Consider the following 20,435-nt stretch of genomic DNA (forward strand, 5'->3'; position numbering starts at 1 on the left):
GAAAATTATGATCCGTACAGCCCTACTCTCTGTCTCCGATAAAAATGGTATTGTGCCCTTCGCTAAAGCACTTCACGAGCAAGGCATCAAATTGATTTCAACTGGTGGTACCGCAAAACTCTTGGCAGAAAATAATCTGCCAGTTGTCGAAGTTTCCTCTTTAACCAAATTCCCTGAGATGTTAGATGGTCGTGTAAAGACACTCCACCCAATGGTGCATGGTGGGCTGTTGGCGCGTAGGGACTTGCCTGAACATATGACAGCTCTCAAAGAGCACGGCATTGATACGATCGATATGTTAGTGATCAACCTTTACCCCTTTAATGAGACCGTCGCTAAAGAAAGCTGCTCATTCGAAGACGCAGTAGAGAACATTGATATTGGCGGTCCAGCCATGTTACGTGCTGCAGCCAAAAATCATCAAGATGTCACCGTATTGATTTCACCTGAAGACTACGCCCCAGTATTGTCGGAGATGAAGGCTAATAAAAACATTGTTTCTTATAAAACTAACTTGACCCTAGCCAAGAAAGTATTTGCACATACAGCACAATATGATGGTGCGATTGCCAACTATCTATCTGCATTAGGAGATGACTTAGATCATAAAGCTCGCTCTGCATATCCAGATACACTGCATCTTGCTTTTGAAAAAGTGCAAGAGATGCGTTACGGTGAAAACCCACATCAATCAGCAGCCTTCTATAAAGATATTTACCCAGTAGATGGCGCGCTTGCCAATTACAAACAATTACAAGGCAAAGAGCTGTCTTACAACAACATCGCTGATGCTGATTCTGCTTGGGAATGCGTTAAGAGCTTTACGGGCAACACAGGTGGAGTTGCTGCTTGCGTCATCATTAAGCATGCGAACCCTTGTGGTGTAGCTGTAAGTGCCAGTCCATTGGAGGCCTATCAGAAGGCTTTCAAAACTGACCCAAGCTCCGCCTTTGGTGGAATCATTGCATTTAATGTTCCATGTGATGGCGCTGCTGCCCAAGAGATCTCAAAACAATTTGTCGAGGTTTTGATTGCTCCTAGTTTTAGTGATGAGGCAAAAGCTATTTTTGCAGTAAAGCAAAATGTGCGCCTCTTAGAAATTCCACTTGGTACAGCCTTTAATGCTTTTGATTTCAAACGTGTTGGTGGTGGTTTACTGGTGCAGTCGCCTGACTCTAAGAACGTCCTTCAAAACGAAATGCGTGTTGTTAGCCAAAGACAGCCAACTCCAAGCGAGATGAATGACATGATGTTTGCCTGGCGTGTGGCGAAGTTCGTTAAATCTAATGCAATTGTCTATTGCGCCAATGGCATGACTCTAGGTATTGGTGCGGGCCAAATGAGCCGCGTTGACTCAGCCCGGATGGCAAGCATTAAGGCTGAAAATGCCGGTCTTAGCCTGAAGGGCTCAGCAGTAGCCAGCGATGCCTTCTTTCCATTTCGCGATGGCTTAGATGTTGTCGTGAATGGTGGTGCGAGTTGCGCAATACAGCCCGGTGGCAGTATGCGCGATGACGAGATCATTGCAGCAGCCAATGAGCATGGCATTGCCATGATCTTTACTGGCACACGTCACTTCCGTCATTAAGCCAAAATAAGCACTTATGCGTTGGATTGGAATCGACCCAGGTTTACGTACCACCGGTTTTGGCGTCATTGATGTTGATGGCCAAAAACTCACTTACGTAGCCTCTGGGACGATTGAGAGTGGTGATCCTGCCAAAGCCTTACCAGAGCGATTAGGCGCTCTTTACGCTGGCGTAAAAGAAGTTCTAGAGACCTACAAACCAGAATCTGCTGCGATTGAAGAAGTTTTCTTGAACGTAAACCCGCGCTCGACTCTAATGCTCGGTCAAGCTAGAGGTGCTGTGATCGCTGCACTCGTGTCTGTAAAACTTCCGGTTGCTGAGTACAGCGCCTTAAGAGTAAAGCAAGCGATTGTGGGCACAGGCCGCGCTGCCAAACCACAAGTACAAGAAATGGTAAAGCGCTTACTGCGTCTTAACCGCGCACCAGGCACAGATGCTTCGGACGCCCTGGGAGTCGCCATCTGCGCAGCACATCATGCTCCAATTCCAAAAGCAATCACTGCGGCTTTAGCTCCAAAAAAGCGGGGTAAATAAAAGTGTCTGAGCACATTACAGGTTAAGATCATTAAATGATTGGTCGTATTCAAGGAATCCTCGTTTCAGTTCATCCACCTCGGCTCGTAGTAGATTGCCAAGGTATTGGCTATGAAGTGGATGTACCGATGAGCACCTTGTATCAATTGCCCCAAGCAGGTCAAAAAATTACCCTACTCACTCATTTCCAAGTACGTGAAGATGCTCAACAACTTTTTGGCTTTGCCACTGAGACTGAACGGGAAGCATTTAGACAACTCATCAAGATTAGCGGCGTTGGCTCCAGAACTGCATTAGCTGTTCTATCTGGCATGAGTGTGAATGAACTGGCTCAAGCGATTGCACTACAAGAAGCAGGACGTCTCACCCAGGTTCCTGGTATTGGCAAGAAAACTGCGGAACGTCTTTGTCTTGAACTCAAAGGTAAGCTAGCCCCCGATCTTGGCATTACTGCGGGGGGCAAGCCTCAAGCAATTGAAGCTAGCAGCGAAGTATTGCAAGCGCTTTTAGCTTTAGGCTATTCAGAAAAAGAGGCATTTTTGGCGCTTAAGCAAATCCCTCCAGATACCTCGGTTTCTGATGGCATTCGGATGGGCCTGAAATATCTATCTAAGCCCTAAGTAGATAAACACCACTACACTTGCAGCATGGCAATTCATACAGACGACCTAAGCTCTATTCCTGAAGATCTACCAGAGGGTGGTGATCGCATCGTCAGTGGTGCCGCAGGAAACTCGGAAGCTGTTTTTGAAAGAGCATTGCGCCCTAAACAACTCAATGAGTATGTTGGTCAAACCAAAGCTCGCGCCCAATTAGAGATTTTTATTAGCGCTACTAGAGCCCGCCAAGAAGCCTTAGATCACGTTCTACTCTTTGGCCCTCCAGGGCTTGGTAAAACGACTCTTGCCCACATCATCGCCAGAGAGCTTGGCGTGAACTTGCGCCAGACTAGTGGCCCAGTTCTCGATAGACCGGGCGATCTTGCTGCCTTGCTTACTAATTTAGAAGCCAATGATGTGCTCTTCATTGATGAGATCCATCGTCTCTCTCCAGTTGTTGAAGAAATTCTCTATCCAGCTCTTGAGGATTACAGTTTAGACATCATGATTGGTGAAGGCCCTGCAGCACGTAGTGTCAAGATCGATCTCAAACCATTTACATTGATCGGCGCCACCACTCGGGCCGGCATGCTCACCAACCCATTACGTGATCGCTTTGGCATTGTGGCAAGACTTGAGTTCTACACCACTGAAGAACTGACCAAAATTATTAATCGCTCAGCCAGCCTACTCAAGGCAGATATAGATCCAGAGGGTTCAGTAGAAATTGCCAAGCGTGCGCGCGGTACCCCCCGTATTGCTAACCGCCTACTCCGTCGAGTACGCGACTACGCAGAAGTCAAAGGCACAGGCACGATCACCAAGGCTATGGCTGATGCCGCATTGAAGATGCTAGATGTTGATCCGAGTGGCTTTGATGTGATGGATAGAAAACTACTCGAAGCTATTCTTCATAAGTTCGATGGCGGTCCAGTAGGTATTGATAATTTGGCAGCAGCGATTGGGGAAGAACGCGACACGATTGAGGATGTTCTAGAGCCCTACCTCATTCAGCAGGGATATCTTCAAAGAACTTCACGTGGCCGTATAGCAACACGTCAGGCCTATGAGCACTTTGGCTTAACGCCACCTAGCGGTAACGCTAGCTTAGATATTTAAACTAAAGTTACTTTCGCAAATTTGCGCTTACCAACCTGTACTACGTAGGTTCCTGCTTCAATCTTCGCTTGCTTGTCACTAACAGTTGCGCCATCAATTTTTACGCCGTTCTGCTCGATATTGCGCATAGCTTCTGATGTAGATGGGGCTAATCCTGCAGCCTTAAGCAGGTTTGCGATAACCATGGGAGCGCCAGAAAGAGTTACTTCTGGAATGTCGTCTGGCACACCACCCTTTGCGCGGTGATTGAAGTCTTCCAGGGCTTTTTCTGCTGCAGCTTGTGAATGAAAGCGTGCCACGATTTCTTGTGCGAGTAGTACTTTGCAATCTTTTGGATTTCTTCCGCTAGCGACTTCTTGTTTCATTAAATCAATTTCAGACATTGGGCGGAATGACAGCAGTGTGAAGTAATCCCACATCAAATCATCTGAGATGCTCAAGAGTTTTCCGAACATATCACCAGCAGATTCGCTGATACCAATGTAATTTCCCTTGGACTTACTCATTTTCTCAACGCCATCCAGACCAACCAAGAGCGGCATCGTCAAAATACATTGTGGCTCTTGGCCATACTCCCGCTGGAGCTCGCGGCCCACTAAGAGATTAAATTTTTGATCTGTACCGCCTAACTCTAAATCACTCTTCAGAGCAACAGAGTCATAGCCCTGCATCAATGGATATAAAAACTCATGAATCGAAATAGGTACACCATTGCGATAGCGCTTGGTAAAGTCATCACGCTCAAGCATTCTGGCAACCGTATGTTTTGCAGCCAGCTGAATCATGCCGCGCGCGCCCAATGGATCACACCACTCGCTGTTGTAGCGTACTTCTGTTTTAGAGGGATCAAGCACCATACTTGCTTGACGATAGTAAGTTTCTGCATTGACCGCTATTTCTTCCGCTGTCAATGGTGGACGGGTTGCATTACGACCCGATGGATCGCCAATCATGCTGGTGAAGTCGCCAATCAAGAAAATGACCGTATGGCCTAAATCTTGCAACTGACGTAGTTTATTCAGAACCACCGTATGCCCCAAATGAATATCAGGTGCAGTGGGATCTAAACCTAACTTAATCCGAAGTGGGGTCTTAGTGGCCTGGCTACGAGCCAATTTTTGAACCCAGTCAGCCTCAACCAATAGCTCATCACAGCCGCGCTTAGTGACTTCGAGGGCCGCAAAGACTTCAGGGGTTAAAGGATATTTTTGTTCTGGTTTAGCCGTCATGCTGGTTCGTATACTGATACAGTTATTTGGTATTTCAATTGTTAAGCATAATTGTCGCATTCCTGAGAACTAGATGAACAAACCTCACTCCCTCTACATTGGTCTCATGTCTGGTACTAGCCTAGATGGGATTGATGCCGTTCTCGCCAAGATTGGACCCAATGGAGAAACCAACGCCCAAGCGGCTGTGAGTACCCCCTTCAGCCTTGAACTTCGCAAAGCCCTGATTGAACTTCAAACTTCAAGCCCCAATGAGCTGCACAGAGAGAAACAGGCTGGCAATGCCTTAGCCATAGCTTATGCCGATGCCGTCAGCCAATTACTGAAAAAAGCCAATTTACAGCCATCCGATATTGCTGCCATTGGTGCGCATGGTCAGACTATTCGCCATCAACCACATCTTGGAGATATGGCATATACCCACCAAACACTCAACCCTGCCCTCCTAGCAGAAAAGACCGGGGTTGATGTCATCGCAGATTTTAGAAGTCGTGATCTAGCGGCTGGTGGGCATGGCGCACCTTTAGTGCCTGCCTTTCATGCGCAGCAATTTACGTCCTCTGAAAATTTAGCAATTTTGAATATCGGTGGCATCGCCAATCTGACGCTGCTACCCAAAGATGGCCCAGTGACTGGTTTTGATTGCGGCCCTGGGAATATGTTGATGGATGCCTGGATTGAAAAGCATCAAGGCAATTCCTATGATGAGAATGGTGCTTGGGCGCTGCAAGGAAAAGTGAATGAAGCACTTCTACAGTTGATGTTGTCAGATTCTTTTTTTAGCAAAGCGCCTCCAAAAAGTACGGGGCGAGATGACTTTCATTTAGCTTGGTTGCAGGAAAAAATTGGCAACAGCAATCATCATGCCGAAGATGTGCAAGCCACCTTACTGCATCTGACGGCACATGCAGCCTTGGAGGCTTTAGCACGTCATGCCCCGCAAACCCAGAAGTTGATTATCTGTGGAGGAGGCGCCCGAAATAGTGCCTTGATGAATTTACTTCAAGTCAAAGCGCAGTATTTCTTCAAAAAGCCTATAGAAATTACGACGAGTGACTCTGCTGGTATTGACCCACAACTCGTTGAAGGCCTAGCTTTTGCCTGGCTTGCATGGGCCCATAAAGAAAAACGGCCAGCAAATTTGCCAGCCGTTACAGGAGCGAAGGGTCCTAGAATTCTAGGCGCTTGCTATCCTGCTTAACTATATATGCTAATTTCTTTAAGCGGAGAAAGAAGATCCGCAACCACAAGTAGTCGTTGCATTTGGATTCTTAATCACAAACTGTGAACCGTTGATATCTTCCTTGTAGTCTATCTCAGCACCAACTAGATATTGGAAGCTCATTGAATCTACTAAAAGAGTAACGCCATTCTTTTCAAACAAGGTGTCATCTTCATTAACGGCATCATCAAATGTAAAGCCATATTGAAAGCCTGAACATCCACCACCTTGAACGAATACGCGCAACTTCAATTCTGGGTTACCTTCTTCAGCAATCAAATCGGCCACTTTTGCAGCAGCACTATCCGTAAATACCAACGGGGTTGGTGGCTCGGCTAAATCTTGTGCGGGTTGTACAACTTCTTGGCTAGCTAATTGGGTCATAGTTCACTCCTAAATCAAAAGGCAATACTGATATTCTAGGCTTTTAATCCTTAGCCTGCTGAAGGGATATTAATCGATAAAACCAGTCAAATTACGGGGATACCGCAATCTGGGTCAGTCCAGTCGTCTCAGGTAGGCCAAACATGAGGTTCATACACTGCACGCCCTGTCCTGAAGCCCCTTTTACCAAATTGTCTTCCACCACCAAAATGACCAGGGTATCTCCGCCGCCTGGACGATGGATGGCAATGCGAATACCGTTGCTACCTCTCACAGAACGAGTCTCTGGATGGCTGCCTGAGGGCATGACATCTACAAAAGGTTCATTTTGATAGAAGCTCTCGTACAGCTTTTGATAATCAAGGTCTTTGCCGGCTTCGGTCAAGCGGACATACAAGGTCGAATGAATGCCTCTTACCATAGGCGTGAGATGTGGCACAAATGTCAGCCCAATTTGATCGTGGCCGGCAATGGCTTTTAGGCCCTGCACAATCTCCGGAAGATGCCGATGGCCCTTAACACTGTAGGCTTTGAAGTTGTCACTTGCCTCGGAGAGCAAGGTGCCAATCTCTGCCTTACGTCCAGCACCAGAAGTTCCAGACTTAGAGTCAGAAATAATATGATTACCATCAATGAGCTGTTTGCCACCAGTCGACTTTGGGGAAAGCAAAGGTGCAAGGCCAAGCTGTACGGAAGTTGGGTAGCAACCCGCTAAACCCACTACGCGCGCTTTTTTAATGGCCTCACGATTAATTTCTGCCAAACCATAAACTGCTTCTGCCAGAATATCTGGACAGCTATGCTCTATGCCATACCACTTAGCGAACTCTTTCACATCCTTCAGCCTAAAGTCGGCCGCTAAATCCAAAATCTTGACATTGTGAGTAAGTAATTCTTTTGCTTGCGCCATGGCAACACCATGTGGTGTTGCGAAGAACACTGCATCACATTCATTTAATTTGGCTTCATCTGGTGTAGTGAATTTAAGATCAACACGACCGCGCAAAGATGGGAACATCTCAGCAACTGGTATGCCAGCCTCTGTGCGAGATGTAATAGCAACAATCTTTACCTCGGGGTGCTGCGCCAACAAACGCAATAATTCCACACCGGTATATCCTGTGCCGCCAACGATGCCAACCTTAATCATGTCTTTCTCCAAGATACCTACTAAGTGAAGATTAAACGAACCTCACAATACCCCAATTGTAGAAACAAAAAGGGCCGCTTGCGCGACCCTTTCGAAAAACTTCAGCGACCGAAAGAAATTAGCGCTTGCTGAACTGCTTACGACGACGTGCGCCGTGCAGACCAACCTTCTTACGCTCAACTTCACGAGCATCACGAGTCACCAAACCTGCTTTAGACAGGGTTGGCTTCAAAGTATTGTCGTAGTCAATCAAAGCACGAGTTACGCCGTGACGAACTGCACCAGCTTGGCCAGTTTCACCGCCACCAGAAACGTTTACTTTGATATCAAAGGTCGTTAAGTGGGCTGTGAGGGCTAAAGGCTGGCGAGCAATCATGCGCGATGTTTCACGAGCAAAATACGCATCGATAGGCTTACCGTTAACGATTATTTCGCCTTTGCCAGATTTAATGAAGACGCGCGCAACAGAACTCTTGCGGCGACCTGTACCGTAATTCCAATTTCCGTAATTAATAGCCATTTGGTTTCCTTAAATCTCTAACGCTTTTGGCTGTTGAGCCGCATGCGGATGATTGGCGTCGCCATAGACTTTTAATTTCTTAATCATGGCATAGCCTAGTGGGCCTTTTGGCAACATACCCTTCACAGCCTTCTCCAAAGCACGGCCTGGGAAACGGTCTTGCATTTTGTCGAAGTTAGTCGAGCTAATACCACCTGGGTATCCGCTGTGACGGTAATAGATCTTGTTTAAGCCTTTTGTGCCTGTGACACGCAGCTTAGAAGAATTAATGACAACAATAAAGTCGCCAGTATCAACGTGTGGTGTGTATTCAGGCTTGTGCTTGCCGCGTAGACGGTGTGCCACTTCACTGGCGACACGACCGAGGACTTTGTCCGTAGCGTCAATCACGAACCATTCATGCACTACCTCATGGGATTTTGCAGAAAAAGTTTTCATGATTTCTCAAATTGTTATAGTCAACAAAAAAATTACTCCAACCAAATAACGTCCACCTTGGCCCTGCTTATGTTTGCAAGCTCGCAGATTCTGAAATCTAACTGGTAAAACAATCACCGCTGACTAGTTCGGTAATTCAGTAAAGCCTTGAATTGTATCCTAAAAAAAGCCCAGGAACGAGTCCTGGGCTGGAATCCACCTTTGTTTGGGTGGAGGAGACACTGGGAGGTAAGTCATAGTCTTGTATAAGACTGACTGCCAATACGGTTATTGTATCGAGAACGATGGTGCGATGCAAGAAAATTGACCAAAATCAAGTTTTTGATGTTTTTTGGTCAAAGTCAGGCACTCACTAAAATCAATAGAAATTGGTAAACTATTGATAATATTGATTAATTTAGTAAGTTAGGGATCACTAATATGGAATGTCGAGTATCTTGGTTAGGTAATGGGGGAATGGCTTTTTCTGCTGAAACCGGCAGTGGTCACCTGGTCAATATGGACGGCGCCCCTGAAGCTGGGGGGAGAAACTTGGCGCCCAGACCAATGGAGCTTCTTTTAGCTGGAGCGGGGGGCTGCTCTGCATTTGATGTGGTTTTAATCCTACAGAGGTCTCGCCAGGCCGTCAGCGGCTGCGAGGTCACCCTTCAAGCAGAACGGGCCACAGAAGACCCTAAAGTCTTTACCAAGATCAATTTGCACTTTAAGATCAAAGGAAAAGATCTAGATCAGGGAAAGGTGGATCGTGCGGTGAAGCTTTCACATGAAAAGTACTGCTCAGCCACCATCATGCTAGCCAAAACAGCTGAACTGACTTACAGCATCGAAGTCATTTCGGAATAAGTGCAGAGTCAATCGATAAGCCGGATTCTGTCGCCTAGATTTGCATCTAGGGGCAATCATTCCTCTAGGCCGGCAGTTACCTGACGGCTCAAGCTCCCTACCCGCAGACTCAGCGGGACGCCTCATCGCCTGCTTACTTGGGATTGCTCCGGGTGGAGGTTACCGCGTTTCACCGTAACTAAATACGCTCGTCTCTGTGGCCCTATTCCTCACGTTGCCGTGGATGGCCGTTAGCCATCACCCTTCCCTATGGAGTCCGGACTTTCCTCCCCCTCAATAAAGAGGCGGCGATTGCCCAATTGACTCTGCGCCTGCAGTCTAACGCAGTCGGACTATTTTGGTTGAGGAATTAAAAGTTTTGGATCAAACAAGTGACCATGCAATCGTTTCACCGGCACGCAGCGGAACAATCGTGGCATCACCAAAAGCTAGCTCCTGTGGAATCCTTTGGGCTTGCTTCTTGAGGGTAATTTTTTTGCTATTGCGTGGCAAAGAATAAAAATCGGGGCCAAAAAAACTCGCAAAGCCCTCTAATTTATCTAACTTAGCAACACTTTCAAATGCTTCAGCATATAAACCCAAGACATTAAAGGCGCTGTAGCAACCTGCACAACCACAGGCTGCCTCCTTGTCTCCCTTAGCGTGAGGCGCACTATCGGTACCTAAAAAGAAGCGAGAATTACCGCTAGTGGCCGCCTCTAGGAGTGCAACACGATGCTCTTCGCGCTTGAGCACTGGCAAACAGTAATGATGAGGACGAATACCGCCAGAAAAAATCGCATTACGATTCATGAGTAAATGTTGTGGGGTAATCGTAGCCGCTATAGTATTTCCCGTTGCAACAGCGTCACGCACATAGTGCGCAGCTTGTTTGGTGGTGATATGTTCAAACACAATTTTGAGCTGCGGAAAATCTTTACGCAATGGCTCTAATATCTGATCAATAAAGACTGCTTCACGATCAAAGATATCGATCTCGGCATGAGTCACTTCGCCATGAACCAACAAAGGCATCCCAACATCCTGCATTGCCTCAAGCGCTTTGTAGCAATGCTTGATGTCAGTTACTCCAGCATCGCTATTCGTTGTGGCTCCAGCCGGATAAAGCTTAAAGCCGATAATTCCTTCAGACTTAGCCTTGCGCACTTCATCAGCTGAAGTATTGTCAGTCAGGTACAAAGTCATTAAAGGCTCGAAGTGATTGATGCCTAGGGATGTCAAATTAGCCTCTATCCGTGATCGGTAGGCCTTTGCCAATTCCACTGTAGTCACTGGCGGCTTTAAATTTGGCATGATGATGGCACGGGCAAATTGACGGACCGTGTCAGCCAATACATCCTTCATTAAAGCCCCATCTCGAATATGCAAATGCCAGTCATCTGGTTGGATGAGTTCAATTTGTGTTGGACTATTCGGCATGATTATTGATTGAGCAAAATGATACGGAAATCATTCACATTCGTAAGTGTAGGGCCAGTTTCTACTAAAGCACCCAATTCTGCAAAGAATCCATAGCAATCGTGAGAAAGCAAGAATGGCTCTGGAGCAATCCCTTTGGCGAGACTGCCTTTACGAACATCGCCTGTAAACCACGCGCCCGCATTTTTTTCACTACCGTCAATACCATCAGTATCTGCAGCTAAAGCTGCCAAATGGGGTAAGTCTTTCGACGCTGCAAAGAGTGAGAGTAGATACTCACTGCAACGACCTCCACGGCCTTTAATGCCTGCAGGAATAGTGACAGTACATTCTCCGCCAGAAATGATTGCCAGAGGCTTATCACCTTTAGCTAAATGCTCACGAGCTAGATCTGCTTGCGTACGCCCAACCGCTTGCGCTTCACCGGTAATCGTATCGCCTAGAACAATGGGCTCATAACCTTGGCTTCGAACATAATCTGCCGCAGCTTCCAAGCTTTTATAGGCAGTGGCAATCACATGATTTGCTACTTGAGCGTTCACCAAATCTGCATCTTTTAAAGTCTCTGGCTTTTTTCCCGCAAGGCCTTGCGCCAGATGATTGAGTACTGATGCTGGAATCTCATCCTCACCCAAACGATATTTTTCAAAGATAGCTAAGGCATCTTGATAAGTCGAATAATCAGCTGCACAAGGGCCACTGGCAATATCTGCTGGTGAATCACCGGTCACATCAGAGATCAGCAATGCTTCTACACGTGCCCCATGAGCAATGGCAACTCTTGCTAAATTGCCGCCCAAAATTGCAGATAAATGTTTGCGGACAATATTCATTTCCTCAATCGGGGCACCGCTTCGTAAGAGCGCTTCAGTAGTCTTGCGCATGTCATCGATAGAGATTCCCTCTTGAGGCAAAGTCAGTAGACTTGAACCGCCGCCAGAAACTAATGCAATCAATACGTCACCTGGTTCCAGCTCCTGAGTTAGCGCATAGATTGCTTTGGCGCCATCCATACCCGCTTGATCAGGCACTGGATGACCAGCTTCAATAATTTGAATATGAGCAGTAGGTGATGCATGACCGTAGCGGGTCAAGACTACGCCCTTTAGCTTTACTTGAGGCCAGTGTGTGCCTGCATAGGCCTCAAGTGCACTAGCCATAGAAGCGCTAGCCTTACCAGCACCCACTACCAAACATCTGCCCTTGGGCTCTTGTCCAGCAGGGAAAATCTTGGCTAAATATTGTGGAACGATAACCTGGGGATCAGCCACAGCCACAGCGGCTGCAAAGGCATTTTTTAGAATCTCTTGTATAGAAGTTGGTTGATTATTTTTTTGAGTCATCAAGCTATTCTAATCAAGAGCGGCACGTTCTTGCATTTGCCACATCTCGGCATATTTGCCTTGCGCTGCCAGCAACTCTAAATGGGTTCCCCGCTCGACGATTTGCCCATGCTCCATCACCAAAATTTGATCAGCATGAATAATGGTCGATAGCCTATGGGCAATGATGAGAGTAGTGCGATTTTTAGCCAAACTGAGCAATTCTTCCTGAAAAGCCCACTCAGTTTTGGAGTCTAAGGCGGAAGTAGCCTCATCAAAAATGAGCATCGCTGGCTTTTTCAACAAAGTTCGCGCAATCGCCACGCGCTGTTTCTCGCCTCCAGAGAGCTTTAAACCCCTCTCGCCGACTTGGGTATCGTAGCCATCTGGTAAGCGCTTGATAAAGCCATCAATTTGCGCAGCTCTTGCTGCCTCATACACCTCGTCGATAGAGGCAGAAGGATCGCCATAAGCTATGTTGTAACCAATAGTGTCATTAAATAAGACGGTATCTTGCGGAACGATACCAATTACCTTACGCAAACTGGCTTGAGTGACATCTTGAATATTTTGCCCATCAATCAAAATTTTTCCAGACTGCACATCATAAAAACGAAATAACAATCTGGCTAAGGTGCTCTTACCTGCACCACTTTGTCCAACCACAGCAGTGATTGTTCCCGCCGGAATATTAAAGCTTACATCATGAAGGATTTCTCGTTTGGCGTCATAGTGAAATGAAACGCTCTCAAAACCGACAGCAGGCCCATGACCATAATTTTCAATATGAAGTGGCTTAGCATTTGGTGTGTCTGCAATTTCTTTATCGGTGTTCAGCAAAGAAAACATGCGCTCCATGTCCGTTAGTGACTGTTTAATCTCGCGGTAAATCACGCCCAGAAAATTGAGCGGAATATACAACTGAATCATTAAGGCATTAACAAGTACGAGGTCTCCTAGCGTCATGCTGCCGTCAACAACACCGAGCGTAGCGCGCCACAAAATTAAGACTAAGCCAATAGCAATGATTGTTTGCTGGCCAAAATTAAGAACCGCTAAGGATTTTTGCGACTTAATGGCGGCAGCTTGATACCGCACTAAATTTTTGTCATAACGACTTGCTTCAAAAGCTTCGTTACCAAAATACTTCACGGTCTCAAAGTTTAATAAAGAATCAATTGCTTTCTGATTTGCCTTCGAATCCATGTCATTCATGGTCTTACGAAAATGAGAGCGCCACTCTGTTACTACTACAGTAAATACAATATAGAAAACCAAGGCGCATAAAGTAATTGCTGCAAACCAAATATCATATGAGTAAGCCAAATAACCCAACACCAAAATAAACTCAACAAGTGTCGGCAGGATGCTATAGAGTGAATAAGAAATTAGCGACTGAATACCGCGTGTACCACGCTCAATATCACGGCTTACTCCGCCAGTCTGTCTAGCCAGGTGAAAACTCAGCGCTAAAGAATGTAAATGTTCAAAGACTTGAAGAGCCACTTTACGGATAGCATTTTGGGTCACTCTAGCAAAGAGAAACTCGCGTAGTTCGGCAAACAAGGAAGCAGACATCCGTAGGAGCCCATAAGCCAAAATGAGTCCTACCGGAACCAGGAGCAAGGCTTGTGGAGAATCTGCCCGGACGTTTAAATCATCAATTAAGCGCTTGAGCAAAACAGGGATGCCTAGATTGGTAACCTTAGCAGCAACCAAGCAAGCCAGGGCAATCGCAACTCTAAATTTATATTCCAGTAGATAGGGAATTAAATCGCGAATGACCTTCCAATCGCTTCCCTGAGAAGGCTTGGAATCTCCTCCTGAATGATGGTGCCCTGATGAAGGTCTCATTACTTGATCTTATTCCTTATTCTCTGAGAACAATTTCAGAATTGCCTCACCATTGCTTGGAGAAAAACATTTCTTAGCTGCCTCTGCAAACGGTAACCATTGATATGCCACATGCTCTCTTGGGGAAAGCTTGACGGGGGTGTCGTCAGGAACTTGTAATGCAAACCAATGTTCAGTGTTTTTGGTAACGCCAGGCGCATAACGAAAACGCCAATCTGGATAAATTTCGTATTCAATTTGATGATGCATATTACGCAAAGCATCCATAGCTAACTGATCAACGGCAATGCCTGTTTCCTCAAATACCTCGCGGGCGGCTGCTAAGGCAAGATCCTCATTCAGTGCATCAAGACTGCCGGTCACAGATTGCCAGAAGTTATTTCTATCTGCGCGCTCTATTAATAAAACATCCCCATTCAATTTATAGATAACAACTAAAACCGAAATAGGAATTTTCAAGATGGGGATGGGTATTGCTTTGCTTGTTTAGGCAGCGGGAGCGGCTTGGCGTAAACGAATATGTAATTCACGCAATTGACGCTCATCTACTGGACTAGGGGCCTGTGTCAATAGGCATTGCGCACGTTGTGTTTTAGGAAAGGCAATCACATCACGAATCGACTCAGCACCCGTCATCATCGTCACAATACGATCCAAGCCAAATGCAATACCGCCATGTGGAGGTGCGCCATACTGAAGTGCATCCAATAAGAAGCCAAACTTAGCTTGCGCTTCTTCAGGGCCGATCTTCAAAGCGCGGAATACTTGACTTTGAACTGCTTCTTGGTGAATACGTACTGAACCACCACCAATTTCGCTACCGTTGAGCACCATGTCATATGCTTTTGCCAAACACTTACCCGGATCAGTCTCCAGATACTTCATATGTTCGTCTTTAGGACTTGTAAATGGATGATGGCAAGCAACCCAACGCGCTTCGCCTTCGTCGTAATCAAACATTGGGAAATCGACTACCCACAATGGTTTCCATCCTTCGGCAAAGAGACCATGCTCTTTACCCCAAGCAGAATGACCAATGCGTAGACGTAAATTACCAATTGCGTCATTCACCACTTTTTCTTTATCAGCGCCGAAGAAAATAATATCGCCATCTTTAGCGCCAGTACGTTTTAAGACGCCTTCAATGGCTGCGTCATGTAAATTCTTGACGATCGGAGATTGCAAACCATTACGACCTTCAGCAACCGAGTTCACCTTGATCCAAGCCAAACCTTTGGCACCATAGATGCTCACGAACTGGGTATAGTCATCAATCTCACTACGGCTAATCTCAGCACCACCAGGGACACATAAGCCCACTACACGACCGCCCTCTTGGTTAGCAGCGCCTGAGAAGACCTTGAAATCGACATCTTTCATCAAATCAGTCAACTCAGTGAACTCAAAGTTCACACGCAAATCTGGCTTATCCGATCCAAAGCGCGCCATACCCTCTGAATAAGGCATGGTTGGGAATGGATTAGGTAATTCAACGTTCATAGTCTTCTTGAAAATATGACGGATCATGTTTTCAAAGAGCTCCCGAATCTCTAGTTCGCTTAAGAAAGCTGTTTCACAGTCAATCTGAGTAAATTCAGGTTGGCGATCAGCACGCAAATCTTCATCACGAAAGCATTTAGTAATTTGGTAGTAACGATCAAAGCCAGCCACCATCAATAGTTGTTTAAATAACTGTGGAGATTGTGGCAAAGCAAAGAATTGGCCATCATGCACGCGGGAAGGGACCAAGTAATCACGGGCACCTTCTGGCGTACTCTTGGTCAACATCGGAGTTTCGATATCAATAAAGCCAGCCTCATCTAAATAGCGGCGACACTCCATTGCAACGTTGTAACGCAAACGCAAATTCTTTTGCATTTGTGGACGACGTAAATCTAAGACGCGATGAGTGAGGCGAGTTGTCTCAGATAAGTTCTCATCATCAATCTGAAATGGTGGGGTTACTGAGGCATTCAAGATCACAAGGCTATGACAAAGGATTTCTACTTTTCCGCTAGCTAGCTCATTATTTTCAGTTCCGGCTGGGCGTGCGCGCACAAGACCTTTAATCTGAATACAGAACTCACTTCGTACTTGCTCAGCTAAAGCAAACATCTCAGGGCGATCTGGGTCACATACTATCTGGACAAAACCTTCACGGTCACGCAAGTCAATAAAGATCACGCCTCCATGGTCACGGCGACGATTCACCCATCCAGCAAGAGTCACTTCTTTACCAATCAGTGAATCGGTTACCTGTCCACAGGTATGGCTTCGCATCGACATAACAATTTCCTATAAATCAGAGATGGCGTGGTGACTGTGATGTAGTCAATCCACTAGAACTATTGGGAGGCACAGAGCCCATTGAAACGATGTGTTTCAAAGCTTCCTCTACGCTCATCTCCAGTTCGATCGTTTGTGCGCGCGGCACAATCATGAAAAAACCAGAGGTAGGATTTGGAGTAGTGGGCAAGAATACGTTTACATAGTCCTCACCCAATTTAGTAGTCACTTCTCTTGCAGGCACACCCGTTTGAAAAGCGATTACCCAAGAATCAGCGTGAGGGTAGCGGATCAATAAAGCCTTACTAAAGGCCTGACCACTTCCAGAAAATAAAGTAGATGAAACCTGCTGAACACTGGAATAAATCGAACGCACAATCGGAATGCGATTAACAAACTTATCCCAAATCTTCAACCACCATTGACCGGCAAAACTAATCGCCAGTAATCCGGTAAACATAATGACTGCAATCACAATCAATATTCCAACACCCGGAAGGTCACGGAAATGCTGAAAATCTAATGCGGTCTCACTTGGAAGGACCACAATAATGGCGTGCATTACTGAGCCATATACGCTGTCGAGCAAACCTAAGCCCCACCCAATCACCCAAACGGTGATTGCTAGCGGTGCCCAAACCAGGATGCCTGCGATAAAGTATTTTTTCATGTGTTCTACCTAGCCCGCTATTTTAGCGGTTTAGAGCCCAAGCAAGCAAAGACTAGTAAATACCTAGGCTGATAATCAAAATTCCAGCCAAAAAACCACCGGCAAAGAGCAAGGCCCCTGCCACAAGACGGTGAGTACGCCTTTCTTCGAGTAAAAGGGCTTTTAGGACCTCTAGCTCGCCATTTTGATCTTTTGTTTGATTGCCGCCTTGAGTAAGGGCATCAGCAATCAAGCGAGGCAAAGTTGGCAGAATCTTGGCCCAAGTCGGCGCCTCTTCTTTAAGGCCATCAATTAAGCCCCGCCAACCCAACTGCTTACTAATCCACTTTTCCAGAATCGGCTTTGCAGTCTGCCAAAGATCGAGATCTGGATCCAGCTCACGGGCCAGGCCTTCGACATTCAATAAGGTCTTTGATAACAGGGACAGTTGCGGCTGGACTTCCACCTTAAAACGACGAGATGTTTGAAATAAGCGCACTAAAACAATGCCTAAGGAAATTTCTTTTAAAGGTCGATCAAAGTAAGGCTCGCAAACCGAGCGTACTGCACCTTCTAATTCTTCCACACGGGTATCGGCAGGTACCCAACCTGATTCAACATGCAACTCTGCAACCCGACGGTAATCGCGATTAAAGAAAGCCAAGAAATTAAGTGCTAAATAATTTTTATCGGATTCGCTCAGTGCACCAACAATGCCAAAGTCTAAAGAAATAAAGCGGCCAAATGTTTCTGGCTCAAGACTAATCATGATATTCCCGGGATGCATATCTGCATGGAAAAAACCATATTCAAATACTTGAGTAAAGAATATCTCTACGCCCTCTGCTGCTAATTTTTTGAAATCTACTCCAGCAGCACGTAATTCATCAAAACGTCCAATAGATATGCCATTCATCTTTTCCATCACGATGACATTGGTATGGCATAAATCCCAATACATTTCTGGAATCATCAGCTTATCTGAGTCAACAAAATATCTTCTTAACTGACTGGCATTTGCAGCCTCGCGCATGAGATCAAGTTCATCATGTAAATGCCTATCAAACTCAGCAACGTTCTCAGTGAGTTTTAAACGGCGACCATCAGAAGATAATTTTTCGATAACTTTTGCTAGGTCGTACATTAAAGCGATATCGCTCTCAATGATGGGAAGGATGCCTGGACGTAGTACTTTGATCGCAACTTCACGCCCACTCCATTCTGGATGCCTCTCGGTAGCACGTAAAACTCCAAAATGTACTTGTGCAACCGAGGCGCTCGCTACAGGTGTGGCATCAAAGCTGATGAAGACTTCTTCGATCGGCTGGTCAATTGCTTTCTCAATTAAGCGCCGCGACTCTTCATTTGAAAATGGCGGAACTTGGTCCTGAAGCTTTGCTAACTCATTGGCAATGTCTTCTGGCAATAAATCTCGACGGGTTGAAAGCACTTGTCCAAATTTCACAAAGATTGGACCAAGCGCTTCTAGCGTCAAACGAATGCGCTCACCTCTTGGCAAGCTGACACCAGGCGAGGTCCAACAAATAACCGTGAGAGCGCCCCTACTGATGCCTGGCTTGAGAATGTCCCGCAAGAGGGGCAATAAGCCATAGCGCCAAGCGGTAAAGAAAATAAAACAAAGACGAGCAATTCGACGCACGATTTATCTAGCCTTTTGCTCTAAGAGTTGAATGCGCTTTTCGATTCGATCCACTGATTCGCGCAGGTCATTTAATTCGGATTTGTGGGTCATAAAGTCGCGTTTATTTAAGAGTACTTTTCTTTCTTCACTGACATACTCAACAACATTGTCCAGCAAATCAGAGGCGGCAGAACGAGTGGCAGAGACAAATTTCTTACCTTGACTCACCGCAAAGTTTGCCGGCGCATCGCCGACTAAACGAGCTAAATCTTCTTCGTACTCCCAACGAAGCTGACCGGCTAAGCGGCCTATTAATTGAGCTAAGTCTGCATCACCAGTTAACTTAACAGCTTTAAAGGCTTGTTCACGCAAACTACCTGAACTGGCTGCTAAATCACTCAATGCTTTGCTTGAAACCTCTAAAGTCAAAGAAGGGCTATCAGCTTCTTTTAAGGCATTTAATAAACCAGCAGCAGAAATCTCAAAACCAAGATCGCCTAAGGGCAGCTGGAGCAAAATCGTTTTGCCAGCATGTTTAGCCAACTCCGCAGATGCCCACGGCTCACTCCCTAATACATGGTTGATCCCGCGGCAAGCAGCCCCAGCAGCAATGGTATGGGTAGAAGATAAATGCGTATTCATGAGTGTAAAAAACCCGCACAAGTGCGGGTTTTCCAATGGAAAGTACCTAGAGCTTAAACCAACTGCGAGATACCCGCTAGTACCCAGCCTCCTGGGCCCTCTACTGGCTTACTTAAATTCCAGATTTCGGAGAAGTCGCTTGCCGGAGCGCCTACTTGCTCCCGAATCATGCCACTGAACTGAATGCTACAGAAATAATGCGCATCCGCAGTCTCAATACCAATGAGCTGGGCATTAATCGTAACTACATCGGTTTGATTCGTGGTGTCGGTCCGACCTGCTAGATCCTGTTGAATGGTGGCGAACATATCCGGTGTCGTAAATTCACGCAAAGCAACAAGATCGCCCTGATCCCACGCTTTTTGCAAAGTAGAGAAGTACTGCTTTGCGTTCTCCAGAAAACTCCGCTCATCAAAGCCAGGTGGTAATGTTGATTGAAATGCCGACGGCTCAGCGCTCACGCCACCAAAAGCATTTGCTGCTGGCGTAAAGACGGGCTCATGTCTAGGAGACTGCTCAATACTAGTTCTCTGTAGACCACCCGCTGGAGCATTAGCAGTGCTACCTGCACCAGAAAACGCTGGAAGCAATTTACGAATCACAAACATGATGGCAAAGCCTGCCAACACAGCAATTAATAGTCCAGTAATCATGGAGGATGCTGCCTCTCCTAAACCGAAATGCGATAAGAGATAGCCAATACCCAAGCCAGCAGCTAAACCGCCTAAGAGGCCACCCATGCCACCAAAGCGACTAGGTGCTGGTGCCTGAGGAGCTGGAGCTGGAGCAGCTGGCTGAGCTTGCTGTGCAGGCTTTTGTGCTGGAGCAGCCTGCTTTTGCATTGGTGCGCTTGGCGCTTTTCCAACGCTCTTGCCATTACCCAAACGGGCAGCATCAACATGGCCAACAGTTGCAAATACCAAAGTAAGACTTAGTAGAACTGCTTTGAAAAAATGCTTATTCATCTTTATGACTCCCTCTAATAACTTCTGAA

Annotated in this window: 20 protein-coding genes and 1 other RNA gene; 6 read left to right on the plus strand and 15 right to left on the minus strand. The window is 46.3% G+C overall.

All coding sequences use genetic code 11. The features are described from left to right. Positions 1 to 7: 7 nt before the first annotated feature. From purH to ruvB, 4 genes are read left to right on the plus strand one after another with little or no spacing between them, the layout of a single operon-like run. Positions 8 to 1,588 carry a bifunctional phosphoribosylaminoimidazolecarboxamide formyltransferase/IMP cyclohydrolase gene (purH, locus tag CBI31_RS05390; RefSeq protein ID WP_088525376.1) on the plus strand — a complete coding sequence of 527 codons (1,581 nt, stop codon included), beginning with the start codon at positions 8 to 10 and terminating at the stop codon, positions 1,586 to 1,588. A 16-nt stretch (positions 1,589 to 1,604) separates the two neighbouring features. Continuing rightward, positions 1,605 to 2,123: a crossover junction endodeoxyribonuclease RuvC gene (gene ruvC / locus CBI31_RS05395; RefSeq protein ID WP_088525377.1), complete on the plus strand. Its 519-nt coding sequence runs from the start codon at positions 1,605 to 1,607 to the stop codon at positions 2,121 to 2,123. 35 nt (positions 2,124 to 2,158) lie between these two features. Then, complete coding sequence (ruvA, locus tag CBI31_RS05400) at positions 2,159 to 2,743, plus strand: Holliday junction branch migration protein RuvA (protein ID WP_088525378.1); 585 nt, start codon at positions 2,159 to 2,161, stop codon at positions 2,741 to 2,743. A gap of 27 nt (positions 2,744 to 2,770) precedes the next feature. Next, positions 2,771 to 3,841 (plus strand): Holliday junction branch migration DNA helicase RuvB, encoded by a 1,071-nt coding sequence (gene ruvB, locus CBI31_RS05405; protein ID WP_088525379.1) that lies wholly within the window; start codon positions 2,771 to 2,773, stop codon positions 3,839 to 3,841. On the opposite strand, the gene tyrS is transcribed toward ruvB, so the two are convergent. After that, complete coding sequence (gene tyrS, locus CBI31_RS05410; protein ID WP_088525380.1) at positions 3,838 to 5,070, minus strand: tyrosine--tRNA ligase; 1,233 nt, start codon at positions 5,068 to 5,070, stop codon at positions 3,838 to 3,840. The genes ruvB and tyrS overlap by 4 nt on opposite strands. A gap of 73 nt (positions 5,071 to 5,143) precedes the next feature. Here tyrS and CBI31_RS05415 point away from each other — a divergent pair, with 73 nt between their 5' ends. Then, positions 5,144 to 6,271 (plus strand): anhydro-N-acetylmuramic acid kinase, encoded by a 1,128-nt coding sequence (locus tag CBI31_RS05415; protein WP_088525381.1) that lies wholly within the window; start codon positions 5,144 to 5,146, stop codon positions 6,269 to 6,271. Between the two features lie 18 nt (positions 6,272 to 6,289). Here the strand turns inward: CBI31_RS05415 and erpA are convergent, their stop codons facing one another. The 4 genes from erpA to rplM form a co-directional block, all read right to left on the minus strand. After that, a complete protein-coding gene (gene erpA / locus CBI31_RS05420) occupies positions 6,290 to 6,676 on the minus strand; it encodes an iron-sulfur cluster insertion protein ErpA (RefSeq protein ID WP_088525382.1) in 387 nt (128 codons plus the stop codon). A 91-nt stretch (positions 6,677 to 6,767) separates the two neighbouring features. Next, on the minus strand, positions 6,768 to 7,826 hold the full coding sequence (gene argC / locus CBI31_RS05425; protein WP_088525383.1) for an N-acetyl-gamma-glutamyl-phosphate reductase: 1,059 nt from the start codon (positions 7,824 to 7,826) through the stop codon (positions 6,768 to 6,770). A gap of 118 nt (positions 7,827 to 7,944) precedes the next feature. Then, positions 7,945 to 8,346: a 30S ribosomal protein S9 gene (gene rpsI, locus CBI31_RS05430; protein ID WP_088525384.1), complete on the minus strand. Its 402-nt coding sequence runs from the start codon at positions 8,344 to 8,346 to the stop codon at positions 7,945 to 7,947. Positions 8,347 to 8,355: 9 nt separating this feature from the next. Then, the gene (gene rplM, locus CBI31_RS05435) at positions 8,356 to 8,784 is read right to left on the minus strand and encodes a 50S ribosomal protein L13 (RefSeq protein ID WP_071466176.1); all 429 of its coding nucleotides are present in this window, start codon (positions 8,782 to 8,784) and stop codon (positions 8,356 to 8,358) included. 420 nt (positions 8,785 to 9,204) lie between these two features. On the opposite strand from rplM, the gene CBI31_RS05440 reads away from it, so the two are divergent. Next, the gene (locus CBI31_RS05440) at positions 9,205 to 9,627 is read left to right on the plus strand and encodes an OsmC family protein (RefSeq protein ID WP_088525385.1); all 423 of its coding nucleotides are present in this window, start codon (positions 9,205 to 9,207) and stop codon (positions 9,625 to 9,627) included. Here CBI31_RS05440 and rnpB read toward each other — a convergent pair. The 10 genes from rnpB to CBI31_RS05490 form a co-directional block, all read right to left on the minus strand. Then, positions 9,628 to 9,934, minus strand: an RNA gene (gene rnpB / locus CBI31_RS05445) — RNase P RNA component class A. A gap of 56 nt (positions 9,935 to 9,990) precedes the next feature. Next, positions 9,991 to 11,046: a dihydroorotase gene (pyrC, locus tag CBI31_RS05450; RefSeq protein ID WP_206075455.1), complete on the minus strand. Its 1,056-nt coding sequence runs from the start codon at positions 11,044 to 11,046 to the stop codon at positions 9,991 to 9,993. A 2-nt stretch (positions 11,047 to 11,048) separates the two neighbouring features. Further along, the gene (locus CBI31_RS05455; RefSeq protein WP_088525387.1) at positions 11,049 to 12,389 is read right to left on the minus strand and encodes a glycerate kinase type-2 family protein; all 1,341 of its coding nucleotides are present in this window, start codon (positions 12,387 to 12,389) and stop codon (positions 11,049 to 11,051) included. Positions 12,390 to 12,398: 9 nt separating this feature from the next. Beyond that, positions 12,399 to 14,222 carry an ABCB family ABC transporter ATP-binding protein/permease gene (locus tag CBI31_RS05460; protein ID WP_088525388.1) on the minus strand — a complete coding sequence of 608 codons (1,824 nt, stop codon included), beginning with the start codon at positions 14,220 to 14,222 and terminating at the stop codon, positions 12,399 to 12,401. Between the two features lie 9 nt (positions 14,223 to 14,231). Next, positions 14,232 to 14,681 (minus strand): dihydroneopterin triphosphate diphosphatase, encoded by a 450-nt coding sequence (gene nudB / locus CBI31_RS05465; protein WP_420812064.1) that lies wholly within the window; start codon positions 14,679 to 14,681, stop codon positions 14,232 to 14,234. 27 nt (positions 14,682 to 14,708) lie between these two features. Next, on the minus strand, positions 14,709 to 16,508 hold the full coding sequence (gene aspS / locus CBI31_RS05470) for an aspartate--tRNA ligase (RefSeq protein ID WP_088525390.1): 1,800 nt from the start codon (positions 16,506 to 16,508) through the stop codon (positions 14,709 to 14,711). A 16-nt stretch (positions 16,509 to 16,524) separates the two neighbouring features. Beyond that, complete coding sequence (locus CBI31_RS05475; RefSeq protein WP_088525391.1) at positions 16,525 to 17,178, minus strand: DUF502 domain-containing protein; 654 nt, start codon at positions 17,176 to 17,178, stop codon at positions 16,525 to 16,527. A 52-nt stretch (positions 17,179 to 17,230) separates the two neighbouring features. Then, positions 17,231 to 18,817, minus strand: coding sequence for a ubiquinone biosynthesis regulatory protein kinase UbiB (ubiB, locus tag CBI31_RS05480; protein ID WP_088525392.1), 1,587 nt, complete (start codon positions 18,815 to 18,817; stop codon positions 17,231 to 17,233). A 3-nt stretch (positions 18,818 to 18,820) separates the two neighbouring features. After that, complete coding sequence (locus CBI31_RS05485) at positions 18,821 to 19,441, minus strand: ubiquinone biosynthesis accessory factor UbiJ (RefSeq protein WP_088525393.1); 621 nt, start codon at positions 19,439 to 19,441, stop codon at positions 18,821 to 18,823. Between the two features lie 53 nt (positions 19,442 to 19,494). Further along, positions 19,495 to 20,406 (minus strand): Tim44 domain-containing protein, encoded by a 912-nt coding sequence (locus CBI31_RS05490; protein WP_088525394.1) that lies wholly within the window; start codon positions 20,404 to 20,406, stop codon positions 19,495 to 19,497. Between the last annotated feature and the right edge of the window lie 29 nt (positions 20,407 to 20,435).

Origin of the sequence: Polynucleobacter campilacus (genome assembly GCF_002206625.1) — a bacterium.
Classification (GTDB): domain Bacteria; phylum Pseudomonadota; class Gammaproteobacteria; order Burkholderiales; family Burkholderiaceae; genus Polynucleobacter; species Polynucleobacter campilacus.